The organism is Mesorhizobium huakuii, from assembly GCF_014189455.1.
In the GTDB taxonomy this organism is placed as follows: Bacteria; Pseudomonadota; Alphaproteobacteria; order Rhizobiales; family Rhizobiaceae; genus Mesorhizobium; species Mesorhizobium huakuii_A.
The window spans coordinates 4312823-4334003 of sequence record NZ_CP050296.1; the positions used below are offsets into that span (position 1 = coordinate 4312823).

The 21181-nt window shown below is 63.9% G+C and carries 21 protein-coding genes; 13 read left to right on the forward strand and 8 right to left on the reverse strand.

Going from position 1 to position 21181, the window contains the following annotated elements; translation table 11 throughout:
- Positions 1-40 precede the first annotated feature (40 nt).
- Complete coding sequence (locus HB778_RS21015) at positions 41-775, reverse strand: 16S rRNA (uracil(1498)-N(3))-methyltransferase (protein WP_183465165.1); 735 nt, start codon at positions 773-775, stop codon at positions 41-43.
- Between the two features lie 31 nt (positions 776-806).
- Complete coding sequence (locus tag HB778_RS21020; protein ID WP_183456629.1) at positions 807-1454, reverse strand: hypothetical protein; 648 nt, start codon at positions 1452-1454, stop codon at positions 807-809.
- A gap of 88 nt (positions 1455-1542) precedes the next feature.
- Between HB778_RS21020 and HB778_RS21025 the strand changes: the two genes are divergently transcribed.
- On the forward strand, positions 1543-2241 hold the full coding sequence (locus HB778_RS21025; RefSeq protein ID WP_183456632.1) for a type 1 glutamine amidotransferase: 699 nt from the start codon (positions 1543-1545) through the stop codon (positions 2239-2241).
- Positions 2242-2531: 290 nt separating this feature from the next.
- Complete coding sequence (locus tag HB778_RS42820) at positions 2532-2663, forward strand: hypothetical protein (protein ID WP_257784452.1); 132 nt, start codon at positions 2532-2534, stop codon at positions 2661-2663.
- A 42-nt stretch (positions 2664-2705) separates the two neighbouring features.
- Here the strand turns inward: HB778_RS42820 and HB778_RS21030 are convergent, their stop codons facing one another.
- The 3 genes from HB778_RS21030 to HB778_RS21040 are packed head-to-tail and all read right to left on the reverse strand — an operon-like array spanning position 2706 to position 5476.
- Entirely contained in the window at positions 2706-3473 is a 768-nt protein-coding gene (locus tag HB778_RS21030; RefSeq protein WP_183456634.1) for a metallophosphoesterase family protein, read from the reverse strand.
- A 37-nt stretch (positions 3474-3510) separates the two neighbouring features.
- A complete protein-coding gene (locus tag HB778_RS21035) occupies positions 3511-4647 on the reverse strand; it encodes an alpha-hydroxy acid oxidase (RefSeq protein ID WP_183456636.1) in 1137 nt (378 codons plus the stop codon).
- Between the two features lie 25 nt (positions 4648-4672).
- Complete coding sequence (locus tag HB778_RS21040) at positions 4673-5476, reverse strand: FadR/GntR family transcriptional regulator (protein WP_183456638.1); 804 nt, start codon at positions 5474-5476, stop codon at positions 4673-4675.
- A 210-nt stretch (positions 5477-5686) separates the two neighbouring features.
- Here HB778_RS21040 and HB778_RS21045 point away from each other — a divergent pair, with 210 nt between their 5' ends.
- The 7 genes from HB778_RS21045 to HB778_RS21075 all read left to right on the forward strand — a co-directional run bounded on the left by HB778_RS21045 (position 5687) and on the right by HB778_RS21075 (position 14049).
- Complete coding sequence (locus tag HB778_RS21045; RefSeq protein WP_010914419.1) at positions 5687-7009, forward strand: DUF3422 family protein; 1323 nt, start codon at positions 5687-5689, stop codon at positions 7007-7009.
- Positions 7010-7134: 125 nt separating this feature from the next.
- Positions 7135-8631 (forward strand): FAD-linked oxidase C-terminal domain-containing protein, encoded by a 1497-nt coding sequence (locus tag HB778_RS21050; protein ID WP_183456640.1) that lies wholly within the window; start codon positions 7135-7137, stop codon positions 8629-8631.
- A 4-nt stretch (positions 8632-8635) separates the two neighbouring features.
- Positions 8636-9220: an ASCH domain-containing protein gene (locus HB778_RS21055; RefSeq protein ID WP_183456642.1), complete on the forward strand. Its 585-nt coding sequence runs from the start codon at positions 8636-8638 to the stop codon at positions 9218-9220.
- Complete coding sequence (locus HB778_RS21060; protein ID WP_183456645.1) at positions 9217-10422, forward strand: FAD-binding protein; 1206 nt, start codon at positions 9217-9219, stop codon at positions 10420-10422. The genes HB778_RS21055 and HB778_RS21060 overlap by 4 nt, the downstream gene beginning before the upstream one ends.
- Positions 10423-10433: 11 nt before the next feature.
- On the forward strand, positions 10434-11759 hold the full coding sequence (gene glcF / locus HB778_RS21065) for a glycolate oxidase subunit GlcF (protein WP_183456647.1): 1326 nt from the start codon (positions 10434-10436) through the stop codon (positions 11757-11759).
- Between the two features lie 3 nt (positions 11760-11762).
- Positions 11763-12572, forward strand: coding sequence for a hypothetical protein (locus HB778_RS21070; RefSeq protein ID WP_183456649.1), 810 nt, complete (start codon positions 11763-11765; stop codon positions 12570-12572).
- A gap of 136 nt (positions 12573-12708) precedes the next feature.
- Complete coding sequence (locus HB778_RS21075) at positions 12709-14049, forward strand: IS1380 family transposase (protein WP_183456652.1); 1341 nt, start codon at positions 12709-12711, stop codon at positions 14047-14049.
- A 186-nt stretch (positions 14050-14235) separates the two neighbouring features.
- On the opposite strand, the gene HB778_RS21080 is transcribed toward HB778_RS21075, so the two are convergent.
- Both HB778_RS21080 and HB778_RS21085 read right to left on the reverse strand, forming a co-directional pair.
- Positions 14236-15156, reverse strand: coding sequence for a bifunctional 5,10-methylenetetrahydrofolate dehydrogenase/5,10-methenyltetrahydrofolate cyclohydrolase (locus HB778_RS21080; RefSeq protein ID WP_183456654.1), 921 nt, complete (start codon positions 15154-15156; stop codon positions 14236-14238).
- Between the two features lie 263 nt (positions 15157-15419).
- Positions 15420-16160, reverse strand: coding sequence for a L,D-transpeptidase (locus tag HB778_RS21085; RefSeq protein ID WP_183456656.1), 741 nt, complete (start codon positions 16158-16160; stop codon positions 15420-15422).
- A 215-nt stretch (positions 16161-16375) separates the two neighbouring features.
- Between HB778_RS21085 and HB778_RS21090 the strand changes: the two genes are divergently transcribed.
- Positions 16376-17014, forward strand: coding sequence for a DNA-3-methyladenine glycosylase I (locus HB778_RS21090; protein WP_183456658.1), 639 nt, complete (start codon positions 16376-16378; stop codon positions 17012-17014).
- A 3-nt stretch (positions 17015-17017) separates the two neighbouring features.
- On the opposite strand, the gene HB778_RS21095 is transcribed toward HB778_RS21090, so the two are convergent.
- Positions 17018-17269, reverse strand: coding sequence for a hypothetical protein (locus tag HB778_RS21095; protein WP_183456660.1), 252 nt, complete (start codon positions 17267-17269; stop codon positions 17018-17020).
- 353 nt (positions 17270-17622) lie between these two features.
- On the opposite strand from HB778_RS21095, the gene hisS reads away from it, so the two are divergent.
- The 3 genes from hisS (at position 17623) to hisG (ending at position 21156) form a co-directional block, all read left to right on the forward strand.
- Positions 17623-19119 (forward strand): histidine--tRNA ligase, encoded by a 1497-nt coding sequence (gene hisS, locus HB778_RS21100; protein ID WP_183456662.1) that lies wholly within the window; start codon positions 17623-17625, stop codon positions 19117-19119.
- A 217-nt stretch (positions 19120-19336) separates the two neighbouring features.
- Positions 19337-20458: an ATP phosphoribosyltransferase regulatory subunit gene (locus HB778_RS21105; RefSeq protein ID WP_183456664.1), complete on the forward strand. Its 1122-nt coding sequence runs from the start codon at positions 19337-19339 to the stop codon at positions 20456-20458.
- Entirely contained in the window at positions 20455-21156 is a 702-nt protein-coding gene (hisG, locus tag HB778_RS21110; protein WP_183456666.1) for an ATP phosphoribosyltransferase, read from the forward strand. Before HB778_RS21105 ends, hisG begins: the two co-directional genes overlap by 4 nt.
- Positions 21157-21181: the final 25 nt, after the last annotated feature.

A 21181-nucleotide genomic window follows, 5' to 3' on the forward strand; every position in this document is an offset into this window, starting at 1 on the left:
AATGCTACGATCGGGACCGCCTCTTGCAAGAAATGACCTCCTACCAGTCTCCGACAGTCGCCTGCATCACCGCAAGTGCGGCCACGGCCGCCGTGTCGGCGCGCAGGATGCGCGGCCCGAGCGGAATGGCGGTGACGAAGGGCAGGGCGCGCAGCATCTTGCGCTCGTCGTCGGAAAAGCCGCCCTCCGGCCCGACCAACAGCGCGAGCTTCTTCTCCTTTACCGCCTGCAGCGCGGCCAACGGATTGTTGGTCGAGGCGTCCTCGTCGCAGAAGACCAGCCGCCGCTCCTTGTCCCAGCCGGTCAGCAGGCGTTCGAATTTTTCGGCCTCGCGCACTTCCGGCACCGCCAGTATGCCGCATTGTTCGGCGGCCTCGACGACATTGGCGCGCAGTCGATCGATGGACGGCTTGGCCACCTGGGTATGCTGGGTGATGACGGGCTGCAGGATGCCGGCACCCATTTCAACCGCCTTCTGCACGAGATAGTCGAGCCGCCCCTGCTTCAGCGGCGCGAAACAGTAGATGAGGTCCGGCAGGGGTGGCTGCGGCCGTTGCAGCACCAGCACACTAAGTTTGACCGCTTTCTTCGATTTCGCCGCAATGGCCGCCGACCATTCGCCGTCCCTGCCATTGAACAGCAGGACCTCGGCACCCTCGCCAAGCCGCAGCACATGCTGCAGGTAATGGCTCTGCTGCTGGCCGGCGTCGAATTCGACATCCGGCCCGAGGTCGTCAGGCACGAACAGACGTTGCATCTTGTAATTGGCGCGCATGGTCGAGGAATGGGCGAGCCGGCCGCCGGCGTCAAGCCTCGGCTGACGGATGCCACACCGGCCGAAAGCCATGCCGCAGGACGGCAAGCGTTGTCTCCGGGGTCAGCAGCATAAGCGCCTTATCTTCCAGTTGGCCCAGGCCGGTGGGCGGGCCATATCCGGCGAAGGACCATCTCAACGCCTTGCCGTGACGCAAGGCGTAGGCGTTGCCGCCGATAGCGATCACTGCGCCGTCGGGCAGGCCGGCCAGCTCGTCCATCGCCACAGCCGGACGTTTGCCACCCGACGCCAGCCGCTCCTTGTGCAGCCGTTTGTCGACCATCGGTGCGCGCGGCTCGGCAATGGCGAAGGCCTTGCCGAAGCGGCCGACAAAATCCTTGGCCCGTTCGCGCTGGCAAAAGAAGCAGGGGCGGTGCCCTGCCGCCAGCGCCGTCACCTCGTCGAGGAAGAACAGCTCGGTCCAGCCCGCCTTGCCTCCCGGCCTGTTGCTGCCCATCGGCTCGCGCCGCACATTGCGGAATTGGCATACGCAGATGATCCAGGCCTGAAGCGCCCAGCGCTTCCTGAGCAGCGTCTTGGTCTGAGGGTCGTGGATGATGCCGCGATTGCCGGTGAACAGGCCGCGTTCGGGCACGGCGTGGATGGCGCCGAACGGATCGACCCGGTTCTGCAGTGGCATAGTTCTCTCCTGAGATACGCATCTTGGCTGCAATGCGGGCGGCATGATATCGCTCGTCGCATCATTTTCATGTCAGCAGGGTTTTGCGATGCGGGTGCTGGTGATCCAGAACTACGACAATACCGGCCTCGACCAGGTTGGTGCCGCACTTGCGGAAGCCGGTGCCGATCTCGATGTGCGCCTGCCCTACAAGGGCGATCCGCTCCCGGAGGACGCTGCCGGTCACGATGCGATGGTGGTGCTCGGCGGCGGCCAGAATGCGCTGGCCGACGATGAATATCCCTATTTCCCCGCGCTGCTCGAACTGACCCGCGATTTCGCCGGCAAGGACCGCGCCGTGCTCGGCATCTGCCTTGGTAGCCAGCTCGTCGCCCGCGCCTTCGGCGGCGAGAACCGCATCGGCGGTGCCAACGAGTTCGGCTGGCGTGGTGTGTCGCTGACGCCGGACGCCAAGGCCGACCCGGTGCTGGGAGCACTGCCGGAAAAGTTCCCGATCTTCCAGTGGCACGACGACACGTTCGTGTTGCCGCAAAATGCCGTACGGCTCGCCGGCAACGATGTCGCCGAGAACCAGGCGTTTCGCGTCGGCCGCGCCGTCTATGGCTTCCAGTTCCATTTCGAGGCCGACCGGCCGATGGTGAAGGACTGGAGTTCCTCCTTCGCGCCGACCATCGCCGCGCGCCATCCCGACTGGGCCGGCAAGCTCGATGGTGAAATGGCCCGCAACGGTCCCGACGCCGATGCTGCCGGTCTGGCCATAGCCCGCGCCTGGGTGGCGACGATCTAAGCGCCTGCCCTTCGGTCATCGCGTGGCATAATTGGCACGCAGCCGCGAAACCGGCTGGGGAAAACCCCTTTCATCCTTGGCTTCTGTCCGCCCGCTATCCTAGAAGGCGCGCGCTCTGCATTGGCTGTGCAACCGGGATGAACCTTTTGTGTGACCCGTGCGACACACCGTCGATACAGAACGCGCTTAGAAGCGCGAAATCGTCGAAACTTTGAAGCGAATTCTCCGTTTCAACGCATTGGTAACCGCCTGGTGCACAGATGCAGCAAGCTCAACAAGAGATGACCTCCGTGAAAGCAGCGCTTCTGTCCTTTGCCATGTTGTCCGCCATCGTGCTGTGCGGTCTCGGTATCTATTCCGCCGATGCCGCCAACAACCACAACGCCGTCGACGGCTACGGCGTCACCGCCTCGCTTCGCTAAAAGCCGGCTCGCTCGCGACGCATCCTGCAACGCGGCGGAGGCTCAAGCTTCCTTTATCGCCATTTCCAGGATGCGCTTGTCCGCCCCGTCGACGACGAGGGCGGTCAGCATGCCTGATTGCCAGGCAAGCGTGTCGACATTGACGCGGTTGGCCATCACTTCCGCCTCGGGGACGGGCGTGTGGCCATGCACCACGATCTTCGGGAACAGGCCGGTGTAATCGTGGAAAACGTCGCGGATCCAGATCAGGTCCTGCGGATCCTGCTTGTCCAGCGGAATACCTGGCCTGATGCCGGCATGGCAGAAGAAGAAGTCGCCTGACGTCACCGAGAATGGCAGTGACCGCAGGAAATCGACATGGCTTGGCGGCATTGCCTCGAGCAGGGCCTGATGTCCCCGTCTCATCGTCTCCATCTTGCCGAACCAGCTGGCGTCGGCGGCCAGCGACACGCCATAGGACAGCGCCGTCTGGATGCCGCCATAGCGCATGAAAAGCCCTTCCGGGTCAGGGGTTCTGAGAAAGTCGAGAAAGCCGATGTCGTGGTTGCCGGCCAGCATCACATGGCGCGGATCGCGTTCCCGCGCCGCGATCAGAAAATCGATGACGCCCTTGGAGTCCGGCCCGCGGTCGACATAGTCGCCGAGATGGATCACCCGCCAGTCGCGAACCGGTTTCCACTCCAGCTCGCTCTCGATCCGCTGGTGCATGGCTGCCAGCAGGTCGAGCCGGCCATGTACGTCGCCGATTGCATAGAGACGCACCCCCTCCGGCCCATGCGCGTCGAGAAAATGGATGCCGGGTTCCGCCAACGCCTCATGGTCTCCGTGGTCAGGCCGTCACGGGACACTAGCGGCGGAGCTGATCCTTGCCCATGTCGGTGACCAGACGCTTTCCGCACAGCGCCAGCGTGATGTCCATCTCCTTGCGGATGATTTCCAACGCTTTGGTAACCCCTTCCTTGCCGAGCGCGCCCAGTCCGTAAAGAAATGGCCGGCCGATATAGGTGCCTTTGGCACCGAGGCAGAGCGCCTTCAGCACATCCTGGCCGGAGCGGATGCCGCCATCCATGTGCACCTCTATCTTGTCACCGACCGCGTCCGCGATCTCTTCCAGCGCCATGATCGAGGATGACGCGCCGTCGAGCTGGCGCCCGCCATGGTTGGAAACCACGATCGCGTCGGCGCCGCTCTTGGCCGCCATCAGCGCATCCTCCTTGTCGAGTATGCCTTTCAGGATCAGCTTGCCGCCCCAGCGCTCCTTGATCCAGGCGACGTCCTTCCACGACAGCTGCGGATCGAACTGTTCATTTGTCCAGGACGACAGCGAAGAGACGTCGCCGACACCCTTGGCGTGGCCGACAATGTTGCGGAAGGTGCGGCGCTTGGTGCCGGCTATACCCAGGCACCAGCGCGGCTTGCTGGCCAGGTCGATGATGTTGGCCAATGTCATCTTGGGCGGCGCCGAAAGCCCGTTGCGCACGTCCTTGTGGCGCTGGCCGAGGATCTGCAGGTCGAGCGTCAGCACCAGCGCCGAGCATTTCGCCGCTTTTGCCCGATCGATCAGATCGAGCACGAAATCCTTGTCGCGCAGCACATAGAGCTGGAACCAGAACGGTTTCTTCGTCGCCGAGGCGACATCCTCGATCGAACAGATGCTCATCGTCGACAGGGTGAAAGGCACGCCGAATTCCTCGGCCGCCTGCGCCGCCAGCATCTCGCCATCGGCGTGCTGCATGCCGGTCAGGCCGGTCGGTGCCAGCGCCACCGGCATCGACACCTTCTGGCCGATCATGGTGGATTCCAGCGAGCGGTTGCTCATGTCGACCAGCACGCGCTGGCGGAACTTGATCTTCTGGAAGTCTTCCTCGTTGGCCCGGTAGGTACTCTCGGTCCAGGCACCGGAATCGGCATAGTCGAAGAACATCTTGGGCACGCGCCGGCGGGCGAGATCCTTGAGGTCTGCGATGGTGAGAATGTCGCTCATGATGGTCCCTGCTTGATCGAATTAATTAGGAGCGTTTACGTGCTGGTTCGGTGTCGCCGGCTTCCGAACGCTGCCGCAGTCGCAGCCGCGACACGCGTTGCCAGTCGCCGCTGCGCTCGGCTTCCGCCATCGACCGCTCGACATAAATCATATGGTCCATCGCCGCTTGCCGGGCGCCGGCCGGATCGCCGGCCTTGACCGCGGCATGGATTGCCTTGTGCTGCGCCAGCAGCGCCTCGCGCGCGCCGGGCACGGTGAACACCAGGAGCCGGTTCTGGAACACGCCTTCCGACAAGAGCCGATAGCAGGAGCGCAGCGTGTGCAAGAGCAGGATGTTGTGCGCGCATTCGCAGATCGCTTGATGGAACTCGACGTCGATCTCGGCCTCGTCGTCAAAATCGCCGGTGCGGTGCGCCTCGTCCATCCGCGCCATGATGCGGTCGAGCAGCGCAAGGTCCTCCGGGGTGGCGCGCCGCGCCGCATATTCGGCGGCTATGCCTTCGATCTCGCGGCGATATTCCAGATAGTCGGTCACCGCCTTGCGATGCATCGAGATCAGGTCGGCCACCGGCTTGGTGAACAGCTGGCCGATAATGTCGGCGACATGCGTGCCGCCGCCGGCCTTGGTCGTCAGCAGCCCGCGTCCTTCGAGCGCCTTCAGCGCATCGCGCAGGATCGGCCGCGACACGTCGAACTGGCGTGCCAGCTCGCGCTCGCCCGGTAGCCGGTCGGCGGTGCGCAGCACGCCTTCGAGGATGAGGCTCTCGATCTGCTGCACCACTTCGTCGGCGGTGCGCGAATGCTCGATCCTGGAAAAAATATCGCTCAACAGCTGTGCCTGGGAATTGAACCGGTGTCGCGCAGGATAAAGCCTGCGTTGTCAACTGGTCAAATTATTTATCCAATTGGTCGAAGCGTGTCGGTCTCGCCGCCTGGCGCAATATCATCTTCGGCTAAACTTTGCTGTTTGCGTCATCAAGCGATTGGCCCTAGAGGGACGCGAACGCAAGAGGGTTCACAGAAACCCGGGGGACAAGCCGTGTCAGACGACCCGTCCAATCTCGAGTTCCAGCCGCGCGCCAAGGGCAGCGTCATGGGGTTCCCCGCGCATGAGGGTCGGCCCGGCGCGCTGGGCGAGGTCCATGCCCGGCCGCATCCGCTGATCGAAAAGCCGCGTGTCCTGGTACAGCTCGCCTTCATGACGGAAGGCGGCTCCGGTGTCGATCATGCCGTGCTTTCCGAACTGTCGCGGCGCCTCGGCATCGCCGCGCCCGACCGCCAGGCACGCCATCACGCCATGAAATGGGGCAAGGGCTCGCTGCGCTGGGAGCGGCATACGGAATTCTCGACCTATCTCTGGGAAGGGCCGCTTTCGGAAAGCGGCAGGGCGCAGGAGGATACGCCCTTCGGCAACGGCTTTTCGCCGCCGGGCACCGTCATCTCGGGCATCCGGCTCGAAATCCGCAAATGGACGCAGACGAGCGAGCGGCTGATCGCGGCTTTCGACCCGACCAGCCTGTGCTACTCGCTGGTCGAACGCGGCAACGCGGCCATCGTCACCGATTTCCGCCAGGATGGCGACGGCATGACCCGCATCCTGGTGCTCGATCGCGGCCTGACGCCGGCGCGCACCGGGGCGCTGTCGCAGCGGCTGATCGACATCGAAACCTACCGGACGCTGGCCATGCTCGGCCTGCCGCTCGCGCTGACCTTGTCGGGCCGCGCCCGCCGCATAGAGGACAGGCTGGCGCAGACCACATTGGAAATGAAGGTCGCCGAGACCCGCGATAGCCAGACGCTTCTGGCAGACCTGACCGAACTGGCGGCCGAACTGGAGGCCGACGCTGCCTCCAGCCTCTACCGCTTCGGCGCCAGCCGCGCCTATGACGGCATCGTCGTCGAGCGGCTGGAGGCGCTCGAGGAAGAGGCCGTGCCCGGCTATGATACCTGGGGCGGGTTTTTGCAGCGCCGCGTTGCGCCGGCCATGCGCACCTGCCGCTCGGTCGAGGAGCGGCAAGCCAATCTGTCGCGCAAACTGACCCGCGCCACGACGCTGCTGCGCACCTGGGTCGATGTCGAGGTCGAGAAGCAGAACCGCGACCTGCTCGCCTCGATGAACAACCGCGCTCGCCTGCAACTGCGTCTGCAGCAGACCGTCGAAGGTCTCTCGGTCGCCGCCGTCTCCTATTATGTCGTCGGCCTGATCGGCTATGTCGCCAAGGGCGCCTCGATCTTCGGCCACGCTTTCGCGCCGGAGGTCGTCACCGCCGCCTCGGTGCCGGTCGCCATCCTGCTGGTCTGGTGGGGCGTACGCCGTGTGCGCCGGATGCACTCCGAGCCGGCGAAGCACCCGGGCGAATAGCGGCAGATTGCCGCTGCGGAAGCTTGTCCCGGCTCGACGTGGGAGCCTCCCGCGACCACAGCATTTGCAACCGGCTCGCTTCACTGGTAAAAGATATTGACCAGTCAAGCGAAATGAGGCTGCTGATGTCCGGCCTGGCCATGCCGAAACCAGACGACGCCACGCTGCGCCGGCGCGACGAGATTGTCGCCGACATGCGCATCATCGTGCCGGGCGAAGGCGTGGTCGACGCGACCAATCAGATGCGCGCCTTCGAGAGCGATGGCCTGACCGCCTATCGGCAATTGCCGTTGGTCGTGGTGCTGCCCGAAACGGTGGCTCAGGTGTCCCGCGTGCTGAAATACTGCAACGACCGCAACATCCGCGTCGTGCCGCGCGGCTCCGGCACCTCGCTGTCTGGCGGCGCGCTGCCGCTCGAAGATGCGGTGCTGCTGGTGATGAGCCGTTTCAATCGCATCCTTGCGATCGACTATCCCAACCGCATCGTCGTCGCCCAGCCGGGCGTCACCAATCTCGGCATCACCATCGCCGTCGAGCAGGAGGGCTTTTATTATGCCCCCGATCCATCCTCCCAGATCGCCTGCTCGATCGGCGGCAACGTCGCGGAGAATTCCGGCGGCGTTCACTGCCTGAAATACGGCCTCACCGCCAACAATGTGCTCGGCATCGAGATGGTGCTGATGAATGGCGAGGTGGTGCGGCTCGGCGGCAGCCATCTCGATGCCGAAGGCTACGACCTGCTTGGCGTCATGACCGGCTCCGAAGGCCTGCTCGGCGTCGTCACCGAAGTCACGGTCCGCATCCTGAAGAAGCCGGAGACGGCGCGCGCGCTGCTGATCGGTTTCCCGACCAGCGAGCAGGGCGGCCAGTGCGTCGCCGACATCATCGGCGCCGGCATCATCCCGGGCGGCATGGAAATGATGGACCGGCCGGCGATCCACGCGGCCGAGGATTTCGTCCATGCCGGCTATCCCCTGGATGTCGAGGCATTGCTGATCGTCGAGCTCGACGGGCCGGGCGTCGAGGTCGACCACCTCATCACCGCTGTCGAGGCGATCGCCATAAGCAACGGCTCGACCACCTGCCGCATCTCGCAATCCGAACAGGAGCGGCTGACCTTCTGGGCCGGGCGCAAGGCGGCATTTCCCGCCGTCGGCCGCATCTCGCCCGACTATTACTGCATGGACGGCACCATCCCGCGCAAGGAACTGCCACGCGTGCTCGCCGGCATGCGCGAACTGTCGGAAAAATACGGTCTCGGCGTCGCCAATGTCTTCCACGCCGGCGACGGCAATCTGCACCCGCTGATCCTCTACGATGCCAATGTGCCCGGTGAACTCGACAAGGCCGAAAGCTTTGGCGCCGACATTTTGCGCCTCTGCGTCAAGGTCGGCGGCGTGCTGACAGGCGAACACGGGGTGGGGGTCGAGAAGCGCGACCTGATGCCGGAAATGTTCAATCAGGTCGATCTCGACCAACAGATGCGCGTCAAATGCGCCTTCGACCCCAACCACCTGCTCAACCCGGGAAAGGTGTTCCCGCAACTGCGCCGCTGCGCCGAGCTTGGGCGCATGCATGTGCACCGGGGGCAGGTGGCGTTTCCGGACATTCCGAGGTTTTGAGGGGATGCTGTTCCGGGACCAGACCCTTGCGGCCATCGCGTCGGGCAAAGTGACGCTCGCCTTTCGCCGCTGGAAGCGGCCGACGGCCAAAGCCGGCGGGCGAATCCGCACGGCCTCGGGCGTGGTGCTGATCGGCGATATCGCGACCGTGGACATGTCCGCACTGACCGAAAAGGACGCGAGCGCGGCCGGCTTTCCGACGCTTGCAGCCCTTCAGGGGATGCTCGGTCCCGATGACGGCACCCCGGTCTATCGCGTTGAACTCAAAGGCATTGAACCCGACGAACGCGTGGCCTTGCGTGGTGAGGCTTCGCTGTCCGATGCGGAGTGGCACATCCTGACCGCACGCTTTGCCCGCTGGGACAAAACGGCACCCGGTTACTTCCCGTCGATCCTGCAGGCGATCGGCGCCCATCCAGAAGTGCGGGCAGCTGATCTGGCAGCGATGGCCGGCGTTGAAACGCTGAAGTTCAAGCAGGATGTCCGCAAGCTTGGGGAATTCGGCCTCACCGAGAGTCTCGACGTCGGCTACCGGCTGTCGCCAAGGGGCGAAGCCGTGCTCGAAAAACTCAGGGAGCACAGGCTTTGACGACTTTCACCCCGACCACGTCAGACGAAGTGCTGTCCTCCGTGACCTGGGCGGTGGTGGAGGAGTCGCCGATCGAAATCCTTGGTCACGGCTCCAAGCGCGGCATCGGCCGTCCGCTGCAGACGGAGCACACGCTTGATTTGTCGAAACTCACCGGCGTCACGCTTTACGAACCCTCCGAACTGGTGCTGTCGGCGAAGGCCGGCACGCCTTTGGCCGAGATCGAAAAGCTGCTGGCGGAAAGCGGCCAGCAACTGGCCTTCGAGCCGATGGATTACGGCCCGTTGCTCGGCGGCGAGCCGGGCAGAGGCACGATCGGCGGCGTGCTCGCTGCGAACCTCTCCGGTCCACGCCGGCTGAAGGCTGGTGCGGCGCGCGATCATATCCTCGGCATCAATGTCGTGTCCGGGCGTGGCGAGGCCTTCAAGTCAGGCGGCCGCGTGGTCAAGAACGTCACCGGCTATGACATGTCGAAGCTGATGGCCAACAGCTGGGGCACGCTGGCCGTGTTCACCGACGTCACCTTCAAGGTGCTGCCGGCTGCCGAGACTGAAGTCACGCTCGCCATCCGTGGTCTGCTCGACGATGCCGCGGCAAACGTCATGGCCCTGGCGCTCGGCTCCAGCGCGGAAGTGTCGAGTGCCGCCCATCTGCCCGAGCGCATTGCCGGGCGTGTCGCCGGCGGCGCGCTCGGCAGTGAGGCTGCAACGCTGCTGCGCGTCGAAGGTTTTGGCCCGTCCGTCGCCTACCGCATCGCCACGCTGAAGACGCTGCTCGGCAAGGCCGGGCCGCTGGAGGAGATTGCCGGCGAGGCTTCGCAGCTGATCTGGCGCGATGTGCGCGATATCAGGCCTTTCGCCGACGGCACCGAGAAACCGGTCTGGCGCGTGTCGATGGCACCCTTTCACGCGCATCAGATGGTTCTGACCTTGCGCATGCAAGCGGCCGTCAGTGCCTTCTATGACTGGCAGGGCGGGCTGGTGTGGCTGCGCATGGAAGAGGGCGACCCGGAAGCCGCCCTGCTGCGCGGGCTGTTGCGCAAACATGGCGGCGGCCATGCGACGCTGGTGCGCGCCGCCCCCGCCCATCGCGCCGCTTTGCCTGTCTTCGAGCCGCAGCCGCCGGCGTTGGCCGCGCTCAGCCAGCGGCTGAAGCAGGAATTCGACCCGAGGAACCTGCTCAATCCCGGCCGCATGGCCTAGGAAATCAGCAAATGCAGACCAATTTTTCACTTGCCCAGCTTGCCGATCCGCATGTCGCGGAATCGGAAAAGATCCTGCGCAAATGCGTGCATTGCGGCTTTTGCACCGCCACCTGTCCGACCTACGTGACGCTCGGCAACGAACTCGATTCGCCGCGCGGGCGCATTTATCTCATCAAGGACATGCTGGAGAACGGCCGTCCGGCCGACAAGGAGATCGTCACCCATATCGACCGCTGCCTGTCTTGCCTGGCCTGCATGACCACCTGCCCGTCGGGCGTCAACTACATGCATCTGGTTGATCACGCCCGAGCCCATATCCAGGAAACCTACAAGCGGCCGCTGTTCGACAGGCTGACTCGCGCCATGCTGGCCTTCGTGCTGCCCTATCCCCAGCGTTTTCGCGCCGCGCTGAAACTGGCGAAATTGGGCAAGCCGTTCATCGGCCTGCTCGAAAAAGTCCCGGCGCTGAAGCCGCTTGGCGCGATGCTCAAGCTCGCTCCGGCGTCGATCCCCACGGCTTCACCGATGGCCTTGCCGGGCATCCATGTCGGGCAGGGGGTGAAAAAGGGCCGCGTCGCCATCCTCACCGGCTGCGCGCAGTCGGTGCTTGATCCCGCCATCAACGACACGAGCATTTCGCTGCTCACGCGCCTTGGCATCGAGGTGGTGGTGCCGCCGGGCGAGGGCTGCTGTGGCGCGCTGGTTCATCATATGGGGCGGGAGGAGGCCGCACTTGCCTCGGCCAGGCAAAACGTCGATGCCTGGACGCGCGCCATCGACCAAGGCGGGCTCGATGCCATCATCATCACCGCGTCGGGCTGCGGCACGACGATCAAGGACTACGGCTTCATGCTGCGGCTCGATCCGGCCTATGCCGACAAGGCCGCACGCGTCTCGGCGCTGGCCAAGGATGTCACAGAATATCTGGCCGCTTTCGACCTGCCGGAGCCGGTGCGCAAACCAGGCACGGTCGTTGCCTATCACTCGGCCTGTTCCATGCAGCACGGCCAGAAGATCACCCGTCAGCCGAAGGAACTGCTGGCCAAAGCCGGCTTCATCGTACGCGAGCCGCGCGAGGGCCATCTGTGCTGCGGCTCGGCCGGCACCTACAACATCCTGCAATCCGAAATTTCGGCCAGGCTGCGCGATCGCAAGGTGAAAAACATCGAGGCGACAGGCGCTTCGATCGTCGCCACCGGCAATATCGGCTGCATCACGCAGATCGCCTCCGCGGCGAAGCTGCCGGTGGTGCACACGATCAAACTGCTTGACTGGGCCTATGGCGGGCCGAAGCCGGACGGCGTTTCCGAGTCCGGCTTGATAGCTGCGGAGTAGAGAATGAGCCTCAAAAGCTTGGGCACGGGTGGAATGAGGTTTCGTACAGCGCATAAGGTAGTCGCGGTTGCCTTGCTGCTTTTTTCTTCGTTGGTACCGAGCGCTCTCGCCGCTGAAACCGCGGAAGACGTCTACAACCTTCCCTGCACGGAGCCTGACCTTAGTTCGGAACCAGGGCATGTAAGCAAGGAGGCCGTGCGCAAGGGTCTGATTGACCCTACGCACCCTGTGGCCATTAACCTTGGGCCGCTGAAGTTCAAGATGCCATGGGCCTATATCTATCCCCGTCCATTCTCCACTCATCTCAATTGCAATCCGAACCGCAAGTCGGTCGGGATCATATTCTGGATACCGGACCTGAAGGCGCCCGAGCGCGACCTTTGGGGAGTACCGGAGTTCCATCCGAGCGAAACGGACAGGCCGAATCCGGGGCCGAACGACTCAATTATCAGGGTTACCGGAGTGCAGTATTACGGTTCTGGCTATCCATTGAAGGAAAGTAGCGCAGATCAGAGAATTGACAGACTTCTCAGGCTGTATGGCGACGATGACCTGGTTCTGATCGATCAAGATCGCCTGATAAAGATGCAGAACAAATACACTACTGACACTAACGATCAATATTATTTCAAAAATGAGACGGATAGCTTAATGCTATCGTGTATGCCCGTATATTGCCAGGCATATCTCGATCTAAAAGACATGAATTTGACAGCTCAGTTTGCAATACGCCGGGAGGTTTTTAGAAATTGGCGACAGGCATCCCAAGGTATCAGGGCTTTGCTCGTTCGCTGGAAGACAGCGCAGCAGTAAGCTTATTTTGGCCGAAGGGGAGGGATCTAGCCTGAAAAATTCATGAGGGTTGGTGGATGTGGCGCAAGCCGTTGAAATGACTTAGGATTTGGTTGCTTAAGCCGATCCGAACCATTTCCCGGAGACCACACCCACCATGAACGATCTTACGCTGCCGCTGAGCGGTTTGTCATCAGTCGGCGGCAAGTCCGTCGTCGCCCGTTTCGACGGCGGCATGCTGTCGTCCAACAGCGGCGTTCTGGCTTTGGCCGAGGTGGAAAAGCGGTTGCGGGTGGCCGAGCGTCTGGCGCGTTGCATCGACGATCCGCGCTGCCCGGACCAGGTCGTCCACAGCCTGGCGGACATGATCGGCTTTCGCATGAAGATGATTGCCGCCGGCTACGAGGACGGCAACGACGCCAACCGGCTGCGCCGCGATCCGGTCTTCAAGATGGCCCAGGATGCGCTGCCGTCGGGTCGGGATCTGGCGTCGCAATCGACGCTGTGCCGGCTGGAGAACCTGCCCGGCGTGCGGGAGCTGGTTGCGATGGGGCGGGCGATGGTCGATCTCTATTGCGCCTCGTTCCGGCAGGTGCCGAAGCGGATCGTACTCGACATTGACGACACCTTCGACGCTGTGCACGGAGGCCAACAGCTTCGCCTGTTCAATGCCCACCATGACGAATACGGCTTCCAGCCGATCGTAGTGTTCGATGGGGCGGGACGGTTCGTCAGCGCGATCCTGCGACCGGCCAAGCGGCCGAGTGGGGCTGAGATCCGCCCCCACCTGCGCCGTCTGGTGCGGGCGATCCGGATCAACTGGCCGAACATTCGAATCCTGCTCCGCGGCGATAGCCATTATTGCAGCCCGCAGGTCATCGACTGGTGCCGCGCCAACGACGTCGACTTCATCTTTGGCCTCGCGCCCACCACGACCCTGCGCAAGCATGTCGCGGATCTGGAGGCCAGCACGACGGCGCGCTTCGAAGCGTCGGCCAAGACAGGCAAGGTCCGCAGGTTCAAGGAGTTCGTTGACGGCGCCGCTAGTTGGAGCCGCGTCGAGCGCATCATCGCGCGGGTCGAGGTCGGCGCCCAAGGTGCCGATACCCGCTTCGTCGTCACCAACCTTGCCGGTGGGAAGGCCAAGGCGCTCTACGAGGATGTCTACTGCCGGCGCGGCGCGGCCGAGAACCACATCAAGTCGTGGAAGACGCATCTTGCCGCCGACCGCACATCCTGCACCAGAGCGACGGCCAACCAGTTCCGGCTATTCCTGCATGCCGGTGCTTACTGGTTGATGTGGGGCTTGCGGGCCGCGATGCCGAGGCGCTCGAGCTTTGCCGTCGCCCAATTCGACACGCTGCGATTGCGCCTCATCAAAATCGCTGCGCGGGTGGTCGAGATGAAATCGCAAATCCGCCTGCACCTGCCGACATCGTGCCCCGACCAGCGCATCCTGCGCATCGTCCTCGATCGCATCCCCCAACTCGCGACATAACGATGGGGCGCAGACGCCCCGAAACGAACCCGTCGACCGCAACCTGCAAACCCCCGCCTGCCATCACGACGGAGCAATTCCGGCGCCTGACGAGGCGCGTGGAAAAGCACCGCAACGGCGACCACAGCGTCGCTTCAGGCCGTCAAAAGCTTATCGCCGTGCATTAAGGCGGCTAGACGTCGTCGCTCATTCCGCCGCGAGCCTGTCCGCCGTGCCGTAGGTCGCCTCGTAGAGCGCGCGCTGGCGGCTGAGTGCCACCATCGTGTTGCGCAGCAGGATCGCCACCGTGATCGGGCCGACGCCGCCCGGCACCGGGGTGATCCAGGAGGCGACCTCACGCACGCTTTCGGTGTCGACGTCGCCGACGATGCGGCTCGCCCCGTCCAGTCCGATCTCGGAATTGATGCCGATGTCGATGACGGCAGCACCTGGCTTGACCATGTCGGCCTTGATCAACCGCGGCTTGCCGACGGCGACGAACAGCGCATCGGCGCGGCGTGCGTGCGCTGCGACCGAGCGCGTCATGTGATGGCAGACCGTCACCGTTGCGCCTTCGCTCATCAGCAGAAAGGCGATTGGCTTGCCGACGATTTCCGAATGGCCGACGATGACCACTTCCAGCCCCTTGAGGTCGAGGCCGGTTTCCTTGAGCAGCTCGACCGAGGCCGCCGCCGTGCAGGGCGCCAGATCAAGCTGGTTGTAGACGATGTTGCCGATCGAGGCCGGATGCATGCCTTCGACATCCTTGAGCGGATGCACCGCCGCCTGCAGCGTCCTGACCGAAATATGGGCCGGCACCGGCCGCTGGATGATGATGCCGGTGACGCGCGGATCGGCGTTCAGCCCGTGGATGGCTGCTTCCAGTTCACCCGACGTGATGGTGGCGGGAAAGCGCCGCTCCTCGAAATCGATGCCGGCGAGCTGAGCCTTGGCACGCTGGTTGCGTACATAGACGTCGACCGCATCGGTATCGCCGACGGTGATCGAGATCAGCTTCGGCGGAAAACCTTCGGCTTTGGCAATCGCCGCATCCTCGCGCACGGCGGCGATGATGCGCTGGGCAACCGGGCCGCCCTTGAGGTAGCGGCTGTCGTCGGACAGGGACATGGGTGGGACTCTTTTCTTGCGTTGGCGCCGACATAGCAAAAGACCATCGAAAATGGCAGCATGAAAGCGAACCGTCATGCCTTCTGCGCGACGCAACGACGCGGGGACGTGTCGCAGGCACCGGACGCCGGTCAAAGAAAGGGCAGCGCGGTTTCCCGTGCTGCCCTTCCTGACCGACCGTATCCCCATACGGCTCGTCCCCCGTTATTCCTTCCGACTTCAGGAAACCGAGTGTTTCCCGATCGGGTGATTCGCAAAAACGACTATATCACCTCGACCGTGGTTCCGACATTGACCCGTTCATAGAGGTCGACCACGTCCTCGTTGCGCATGCGGATGCAGCCCGACGACACGGCGCCGCCGATCGTCCATGGCTGGTTGGTGCCGTGGATGCGGTATTCGGTCGTGCCGAGATAGAGCGCGCGGGCGCCAAGCGGGTTTTCCATGCCGCCGGCCAGATAGGTCGGCAGATAGCGGCCCTTGGCGGCTTCGCGCTTGATCATCTCCGCCGGCGGGCGCCAGTCCGGCCACTCGCGCTTGTTGGTGATCTTGTGCGTGCCCGACCACTCGAAGCCCGGCTTGCCGGTGCCGACGCCGTAGCGTCGTGCCTTGCCGTTCTTCTCGACCAGGAAGAGGAAATTCTGCGTGGTGTCGATGACGATCGTGCCCGGCTTCTGCGGGCCGTCATAGGCGACTTCCTGTGGCAGGTAGATCGGGTTGATCTGCGGACGCATGACCATGCGCTTGGCCGGCGCCTGCACGGCCGCCGTCTGCACGCGGTCGGGCTGTGCCGGTTGCGCATAACGCAGGCGCGGCTGCTGCACGACCTGGCGGTTCTGCCGCACGATGCCGGGTGCATTGCCAAGTTGCAGCACCCAGGGGGCGGAAAGATCGGGGCTCACCATCACCGGAGGCCTGTCGGCATAACGGTCGCCAGCGGCCGCAGGCGTCACGCCGGCAAACACAGCCACGGCGCCGAGCACGGAAAACAAAACTCTCTTCATCGGGAACGCACCTTGATCGTCTTGATACAACCGGGTGGAAACGCGCCCCGGTTGAGCGATCTTTGGCGCGCAAGCAGCAACCGAAACATGAATCGGAATGCGTAAAATGCGGCTTTGTCAGTAAACCTTTTGGTGTGGTTACCGCCGGGTTCAGGAATCTGGTAAAGCCACAGTAAATGCAGCGCAAAGGCGCGTTAACGGATGGATTTTTCGCAATGAGCAATGAAAACACCGGCTTGCTTGCCGGTCCCGACGGTGTCGCGCGCTGCTTCTGGCACGGCAACCTGCCCGACTACCTGCACTACCATGATCATGAATGGGGCCGGCCGGTGGCCGACGACCGCAGGCTGTTCGAAAAGATCTGCCTCGAAGGCTTCCAATCGGGCCTGTCTTGGCTGACCATCCTGCGCAAGCGCGAGAATTTCCGCGAAGCCTTCGCCGGTTTCGACTTCGACAAGGTCGCGGCCTTCACCGACAAGGATGTCGAGCGCCTGCTCGGCAATGCCGGCATCATCCGCCATCGCGGCAAGATCGTCTCGACCATCAACAACGCCAAACGCGCCCGCGAGATGGTCGACGAGTTCGGCTCGCTGGCCGCCTGGTTCTGGAAGTTCGAACCCTGCAAGGAGGAGCGGCCCAAAATTGTTGACCTCGCCCATCTGCGTGCCAACCCGACGACAGCGGTCTCGGTGCGGATCTCGAAGGAACTGAAGAAGCGCGGCTGGAGTTTTGTCGGTCCGACCACGGTCTACGCCTTCATGCAGGCCATGGGCCTGGTCAACGACCATCTCGAAGGCTGCGTCTGCCGCAAGCAGGTCGAGAAGGAACGCAAGGCTTTCAAGCGGCCGGCGTAGCGTTCAGGTGCCGTTGACGCTGGCCAAGAACAGTCCGGCAACGATCGCCACCACTGTCGCCACCGTCGGATAGATCACCAGCAGGCCGGTCACCAACGCGTCGCGCAGGGAAGGCCCCTTGCCGGTGTCAGCCGGCACGTCGAACGGTCCGGCAGCCTGCCCAACCATTTTCGGCGTATGGGTGCCGGCCGGGCGCAGGCGCGCCGGCAATTCGCCGGCATCGCGATTGGCCTGGAATTTCACTGCGCTGGTCATGTCCCGAACCCCTTCATGTCCTGCGCTGTATCGGCTGAGATTGTGTCGGCACGATGCAGTGCTGATGGCGGGATTGTTTCATTTTCGGCGCGTTTTCGTTTCAATCGCCTTTCCTTCTCCCCTTGTGGGAGAAGGTGGATCGGCGCGCAGCGCCGAGACGGATGAGGGGTGCGTGACGGATCGCCGTCCTTGCCAAGCTGGAACACCCCTCATCCGACCTCGCTTCGCGAGGCCACCTTCTCCCGCAAGGGGAGAAGGGAGAGGCGCTAACCCTTGCCGCTCTCGGTAGCTTCGGCTAGGACACGCGCACTCGGAAATAAGTCACCCTTTACTTAGCAAAAAAGACCCATCTCATGGCCGACAAATCGGAAAAGACGAAAGCGCGGCTGCCGCGCGGTTTTGCCGACCGCAGCGCCGAGGACATCCGCGCCGTCGAGAAGATGATGGCGACGATCCGCTCGGTCTATGAGCTTTATGGTTTCGAACCCGCCGACCAGCCGCTGATCGAATACACGGATGCGCTGGGAAAATTCCTGCCTGACCAGGACCGGCCGAATGAAGGCGTGTTCTCCTTCCAGGACGATGACGACCAGTGGCTGTCGCTGCGCTATGATTTGACCGCGCCGACGGCGCGTTTCGTCGCCGAGAATTATGAGCGTCTGCCAAAGCCCTACCGCAGCTACCGCTCCGGCTGGGTGTTCCGCAACGAGAAGCCCGGCCCCGGCCGCTTCCGCCAATTCATGCAGTTCGACGCGGACACGATCGGCACGCCGGGCGTCGCCGCCGACGCCGAAATGGCGATGATGATGGCCGACGTCATGGAAGCGCTCGGCATCAAGCGCGGCGACTATGTCATCCGCGTCAACAACCGCAAGGTGCTCGACGGTGTGCTGGAGGCGATCGGCCTTGGCGGTGACGAGAATGCCGGACGCCGGCTGACCGTGCTGCGCGCGATCGACAAGCTGGACAAGCTCGGGCCGGAAGGGGTGAAGCTTCTGCTCGGCCCGGGGCGCTGGGATGGCGGCAAGGAAGGCGAGGGTGATTTCGCCAAGGGCGCCGGGCTGAACAACGGGCAAGCCGAGGCGGTTCTTCAGGCAACCGCGAGAAATGCTCAGGCCGGCCAGGATTCCATGGTCAATTCGAACTCGACCTATCAGGAGGGCGTCGGCGAACTCGCGACCATCGAAGCCCTGGTCAGGGCGGCGGGATATGGCGAAGACCGCATCGCCATGGACCGCTCGGTGGTGCGCGGCCTCGAATATTACACCGGCCCGGTCTTCGAGGCCGAACTTCTGGCCGAAATCCCCAACGAGGACGGCCAGATCGTGCGCTTCGGCTCGGTCGGCGGCGGTGGCCGCTACGATGGTCTGGTCTCGCGCTTCCGCGGCGAGCCGGTGCCGGCGACCGGCTTTTCGATCGGCGTGTCGCGGCTGATGACGGCGCTGAAGAACCTCGGCAAGCTCGACAGCGCCGATGTGATCGCGCCGGTCGTCGTCCTGGTCATGGACAAGGATTCGGAAAGCCTCGGCCGCTACCAGAAGATGGTGAGCGAATTGCGCGCCGCCGGCATTCGTTCCGAAATGTATCTCGGCGGCGCCGGCATGAAGGCGCAGCTAAAGTATGCCGACCGGCGTGGTTGCCCGGTCGCCATCATCCAGGGCGGCGACGAGCGCGCCAAGGGCGAGCTGCAGATCAAGGACCTGATCGAAGGCGCGCGCATGTCCGCCGAAATCACCGACAACGCCGAATGGCGCGCCGCGCGCCCAGCGCAGGTCACGGTGGCGGAAAGTGAATTGGTCGCCGAGGTGAAGAAGATCCTGGCGGCGCAGGCCGAGGAACGCGCGAAGTGACGAGCGCTGCCCTCTCTTGTCCTTCTCCCCTTGTGGGGTCCGTAGGACGGGGCGAGACCCGTGGCGCGCCCCAGGGCGGTGGCCTCGCGAAGCGAGGTCGGATGAGGGGTGCTCCAGGGAACGCCAACGCCGCATTCCGTCACCCACCCCTCATCCGTCTCGGCGCTGCGCGCCGATCCACCTTCTCCCACAAGGGGAGAAGGGAAGGGCGCAGCATATGACTTCCCGCTTCCCCGCAATCGCAACCGACATCACAGACCTCTTCGCGGCGCGCAACACGCACGCGGTCGAGGTCGCCATATTGCAGCCGGCGGATCCGTTCCTCGACATGGCCGGCGAGGATCTGCGCCGCCGCATTTTCCTCACCGAAAGCGAGACCGGGCAGACATTGTGCCTGCGGCCGGAATTCACCATTCCGGTCTGTCTCGACCACATAAGCTCGCAGGCCGGCACACCGCGCCGCTATTCCTATCTCGGCGAAGTGTTTCGTCAGCGCCGCGAAGGCGGCAACGAGTTCTTCCAGGCCGGCATCGAGGATCTCGGCGACCGTGATACCGCTGAGGCCGATGCCCGCTCCGTGGCCGACGCCCATGCGCTGCTGTCGCTGGTGCTGCCCGGCCGGTCGCTGGCCGTCACACTGGGCGACCAGGGCATCTTCGAAGCGGTGCTGGCGGCGCTCGGCCTGCCGCGCGGCTGGCGCATGCGGCTGGCCCGCGCCTTCGGCTCGGCGCCGATGCTGCAGGCGGCACTCGCCGACCTCGCCAATCCGCCGCGCAACGGCCAGCTTTCAGGCGAGGTCGCGGCGCTTGTCCTCGACGGAGATCTCGAAGGTCTCTCCACCCATATCGCCGGCGGCATGGAGGAAGCCGGTCTGTCGGCGTCTGGCGGGCGCTCGCCCACGGACATTGCGCGGCGGCTGATCGAGAAAGCCGAATTGCGCAGCGTGCGGCTGTCGAACGAGGCCTTCGCGGCGCTGAAGAATTTTCTGGCGATCGACGTGCCGCTCGATGGAGCGGCCGAGGCACTGGAAAGCTTTGCCGCCGGTGCCGGGCTGTCGCTGGGCGCTGCGCTGGAGAAATTCGCCGCCCGTGCCAAGGCGATCGAGGCGCATGGCTTGCCGTCGGAAAGAATCCGCTACGACGCGGCCTTCGGCCGTCCACTCGATTATTACACCGGTGTGGTCTTTGAAATCGCGGCGCAAGGCGGCGAGCGTCCCCTGGCCGGCGGCGGCCGTTACGACCGGCTGCTGACGCTGCTCGGCGCGAAGACTGCCATTCCCGGTGTCGGTTTTTCGGTCTGGCTCGACCGCATCGAGGCGTTGCGGGAGACGGCACCATGATCACGCTGGCGATCCCATCGAAAGGCCGGCTCAAGGAACAAGCGCTGGAAGTGCTGGCCAAGGCCGGGCTCGCCATCAGCCTGCCCGGCGACGAGCGCAAATATCATGCCCGTGTCGAAGGCCTGGACAATGTCGAGGTCGCTTTCCTGTCGGCTTCCGAGATTGCAGGCGAAATCGGCCAGGGCGCGGTCGATCTCGGCATCACCGGCGAGGATCTGGTGCGCGAAAACCTCGCCGACTGGGAAGCCCGCGCCGAAATCGTTGCCCGTCTCGGCTTCGGCCATGCCGATGTCGTGGTGGCCGTGCCCGAAATCTGGCTCGATGTCGACACCATGGCCGATCTCGACGACGTCGCCGCTGATTTCCGTCAACGCCACGGAAGGCGGTTGCGCATCGCCACCAAATACTGGCGGCTGACGCAGCAGTTCTTTTCGCAAAAACACGGCATCCAGGTCTATCGCATCGTCGAGAGCCTAGGCGCCACCGAAGGCGCGCCGGCGGCTGGACTGGCCGACGTCATCGTCGACATCACCACCACCGGCTCGACCCTGCGCGCCAACCACCTCAAGGTGCTGGGCGACGGTGTGGTGCTGAAGTCGCAGGCCTGTCTGGTGGCGTCGCGCAAATCGCGTTCGATGGCTGATGAAACGGTCTTGCGCGACATCGCTACGAAGATGAGCGCCCTCCCTCCCCCTTGAGGGGGAGGGTGCCTCGCGAAGCGAG

Excerpts from the sequence above, each read along its gene's own strand:
- HB778_RS21080 (WP_183456654.1), bottom strand. The coding sequence starts at position 15,156 with ATGTCCCTGTCCGACGACAGCCGCTACCTCAAGGGCGGCCCGGTTGCC.
- HB778_RS21015 (WP_183465165.1), bottom strand. The coding sequence starts at position 775 with ATGCGCGCCAATTACAAGATGCAACGTCTGTTCGTGCCTGACGACCTC.
- hisS (WP_183456662.1), top strand. The coding sequence starts at position 17,623 with ATGGCCGACAAATCGGAAAAGACGAAAGCGCGGCTGCCGCGCGGTTTT.
- hisG (WP_183456666.1), top strand. The coding sequence starts at position 20,455 with ATGATCACGCTGGCGATCCCATCGAAAGGCCGGCTCAAGGAACAAGCG.
- glcF (WP_183456647.1), top strand. The coding sequence starts at position 10,434 with ATGCAGACCAATTTTTCACTTGCCCAGCTTGCCGATCCGCATGTCGCG.
- HB778_RS21055 (WP_183456642.1), top strand. The coding sequence starts at position 8,636 with ATGCTGTTCCGGGACCAGACCCTTGCGGCCATCGCGTCGGGCAAAGTG.
- HB778_RS21075 (WP_183456652.1), top strand. The coding sequence starts at position 12,709 with ATGAACGATCTTACGCTGCCGCTGAGCGGTTTGTCATCAGTCGGCGGC.
- HB778_RS21070 (WP_183456649.1), top strand. The coding sequence starts at position 11,763 with ATGAGCCTCAAAAGCTTGGGCACGGGTGGAATGAGGTTTCGTACAGCG.
- HB778_RS21050 (WP_183456640.1), top strand. The coding sequence starts at position 7,135 with ATGTCCGGCCTGGCCATGCCGAAACCAGACGACGCCACGCTGCGCCGG.
- HB778_RS21035 (WP_183456636.1), bottom strand. The coding sequence starts at position 4,647 with ATGAGCGACATTCTCACCATCGCAGACCTCAAGGATCTCGCCCGCCGG.
- HB778_RS21090 (WP_183456658.1), top strand. The coding sequence starts at position 16,376 with ATGAGCAATGAAAACACCGGCTTGCTTGCCGGTCCCGACGGTGTCGCG.
- HB778_RS21105 (WP_183456664.1), top strand. The coding sequence starts at position 19,337 with ATGACTTCCCGCTTCCCCGCAATCGCAACCGACATCACAGACCTCTTC.
- HB778_RS21095 (WP_183456660.1), bottom strand. The coding sequence starts at position 17,269 with ATGACCAGCGCAGTGAAATTCCAGGCCAATCGCGATGCCGGCGAATTG.
- HB778_RS21085 (WP_183456656.1), bottom strand. The coding sequence starts at position 16,160 with ATGAAGAGAGTTTTGTTTTCCGTGCTCGGCGCCGTGGCTGTGTTTGCC.
- HB778_RS21020 (WP_183456629.1), bottom strand. The coding sequence starts at position 1,454 with ATGCCACTGCAGAACCGGGTCGATCCGTTCGGCGCCATCCACGCCGTG.
- HB778_RS21025 (WP_183456632.1), top strand. The coding sequence starts at position 1,543 with ATGCGGGTGCTGGTGATCCAGAACTACGACAATACCGGCCTCGACCAG.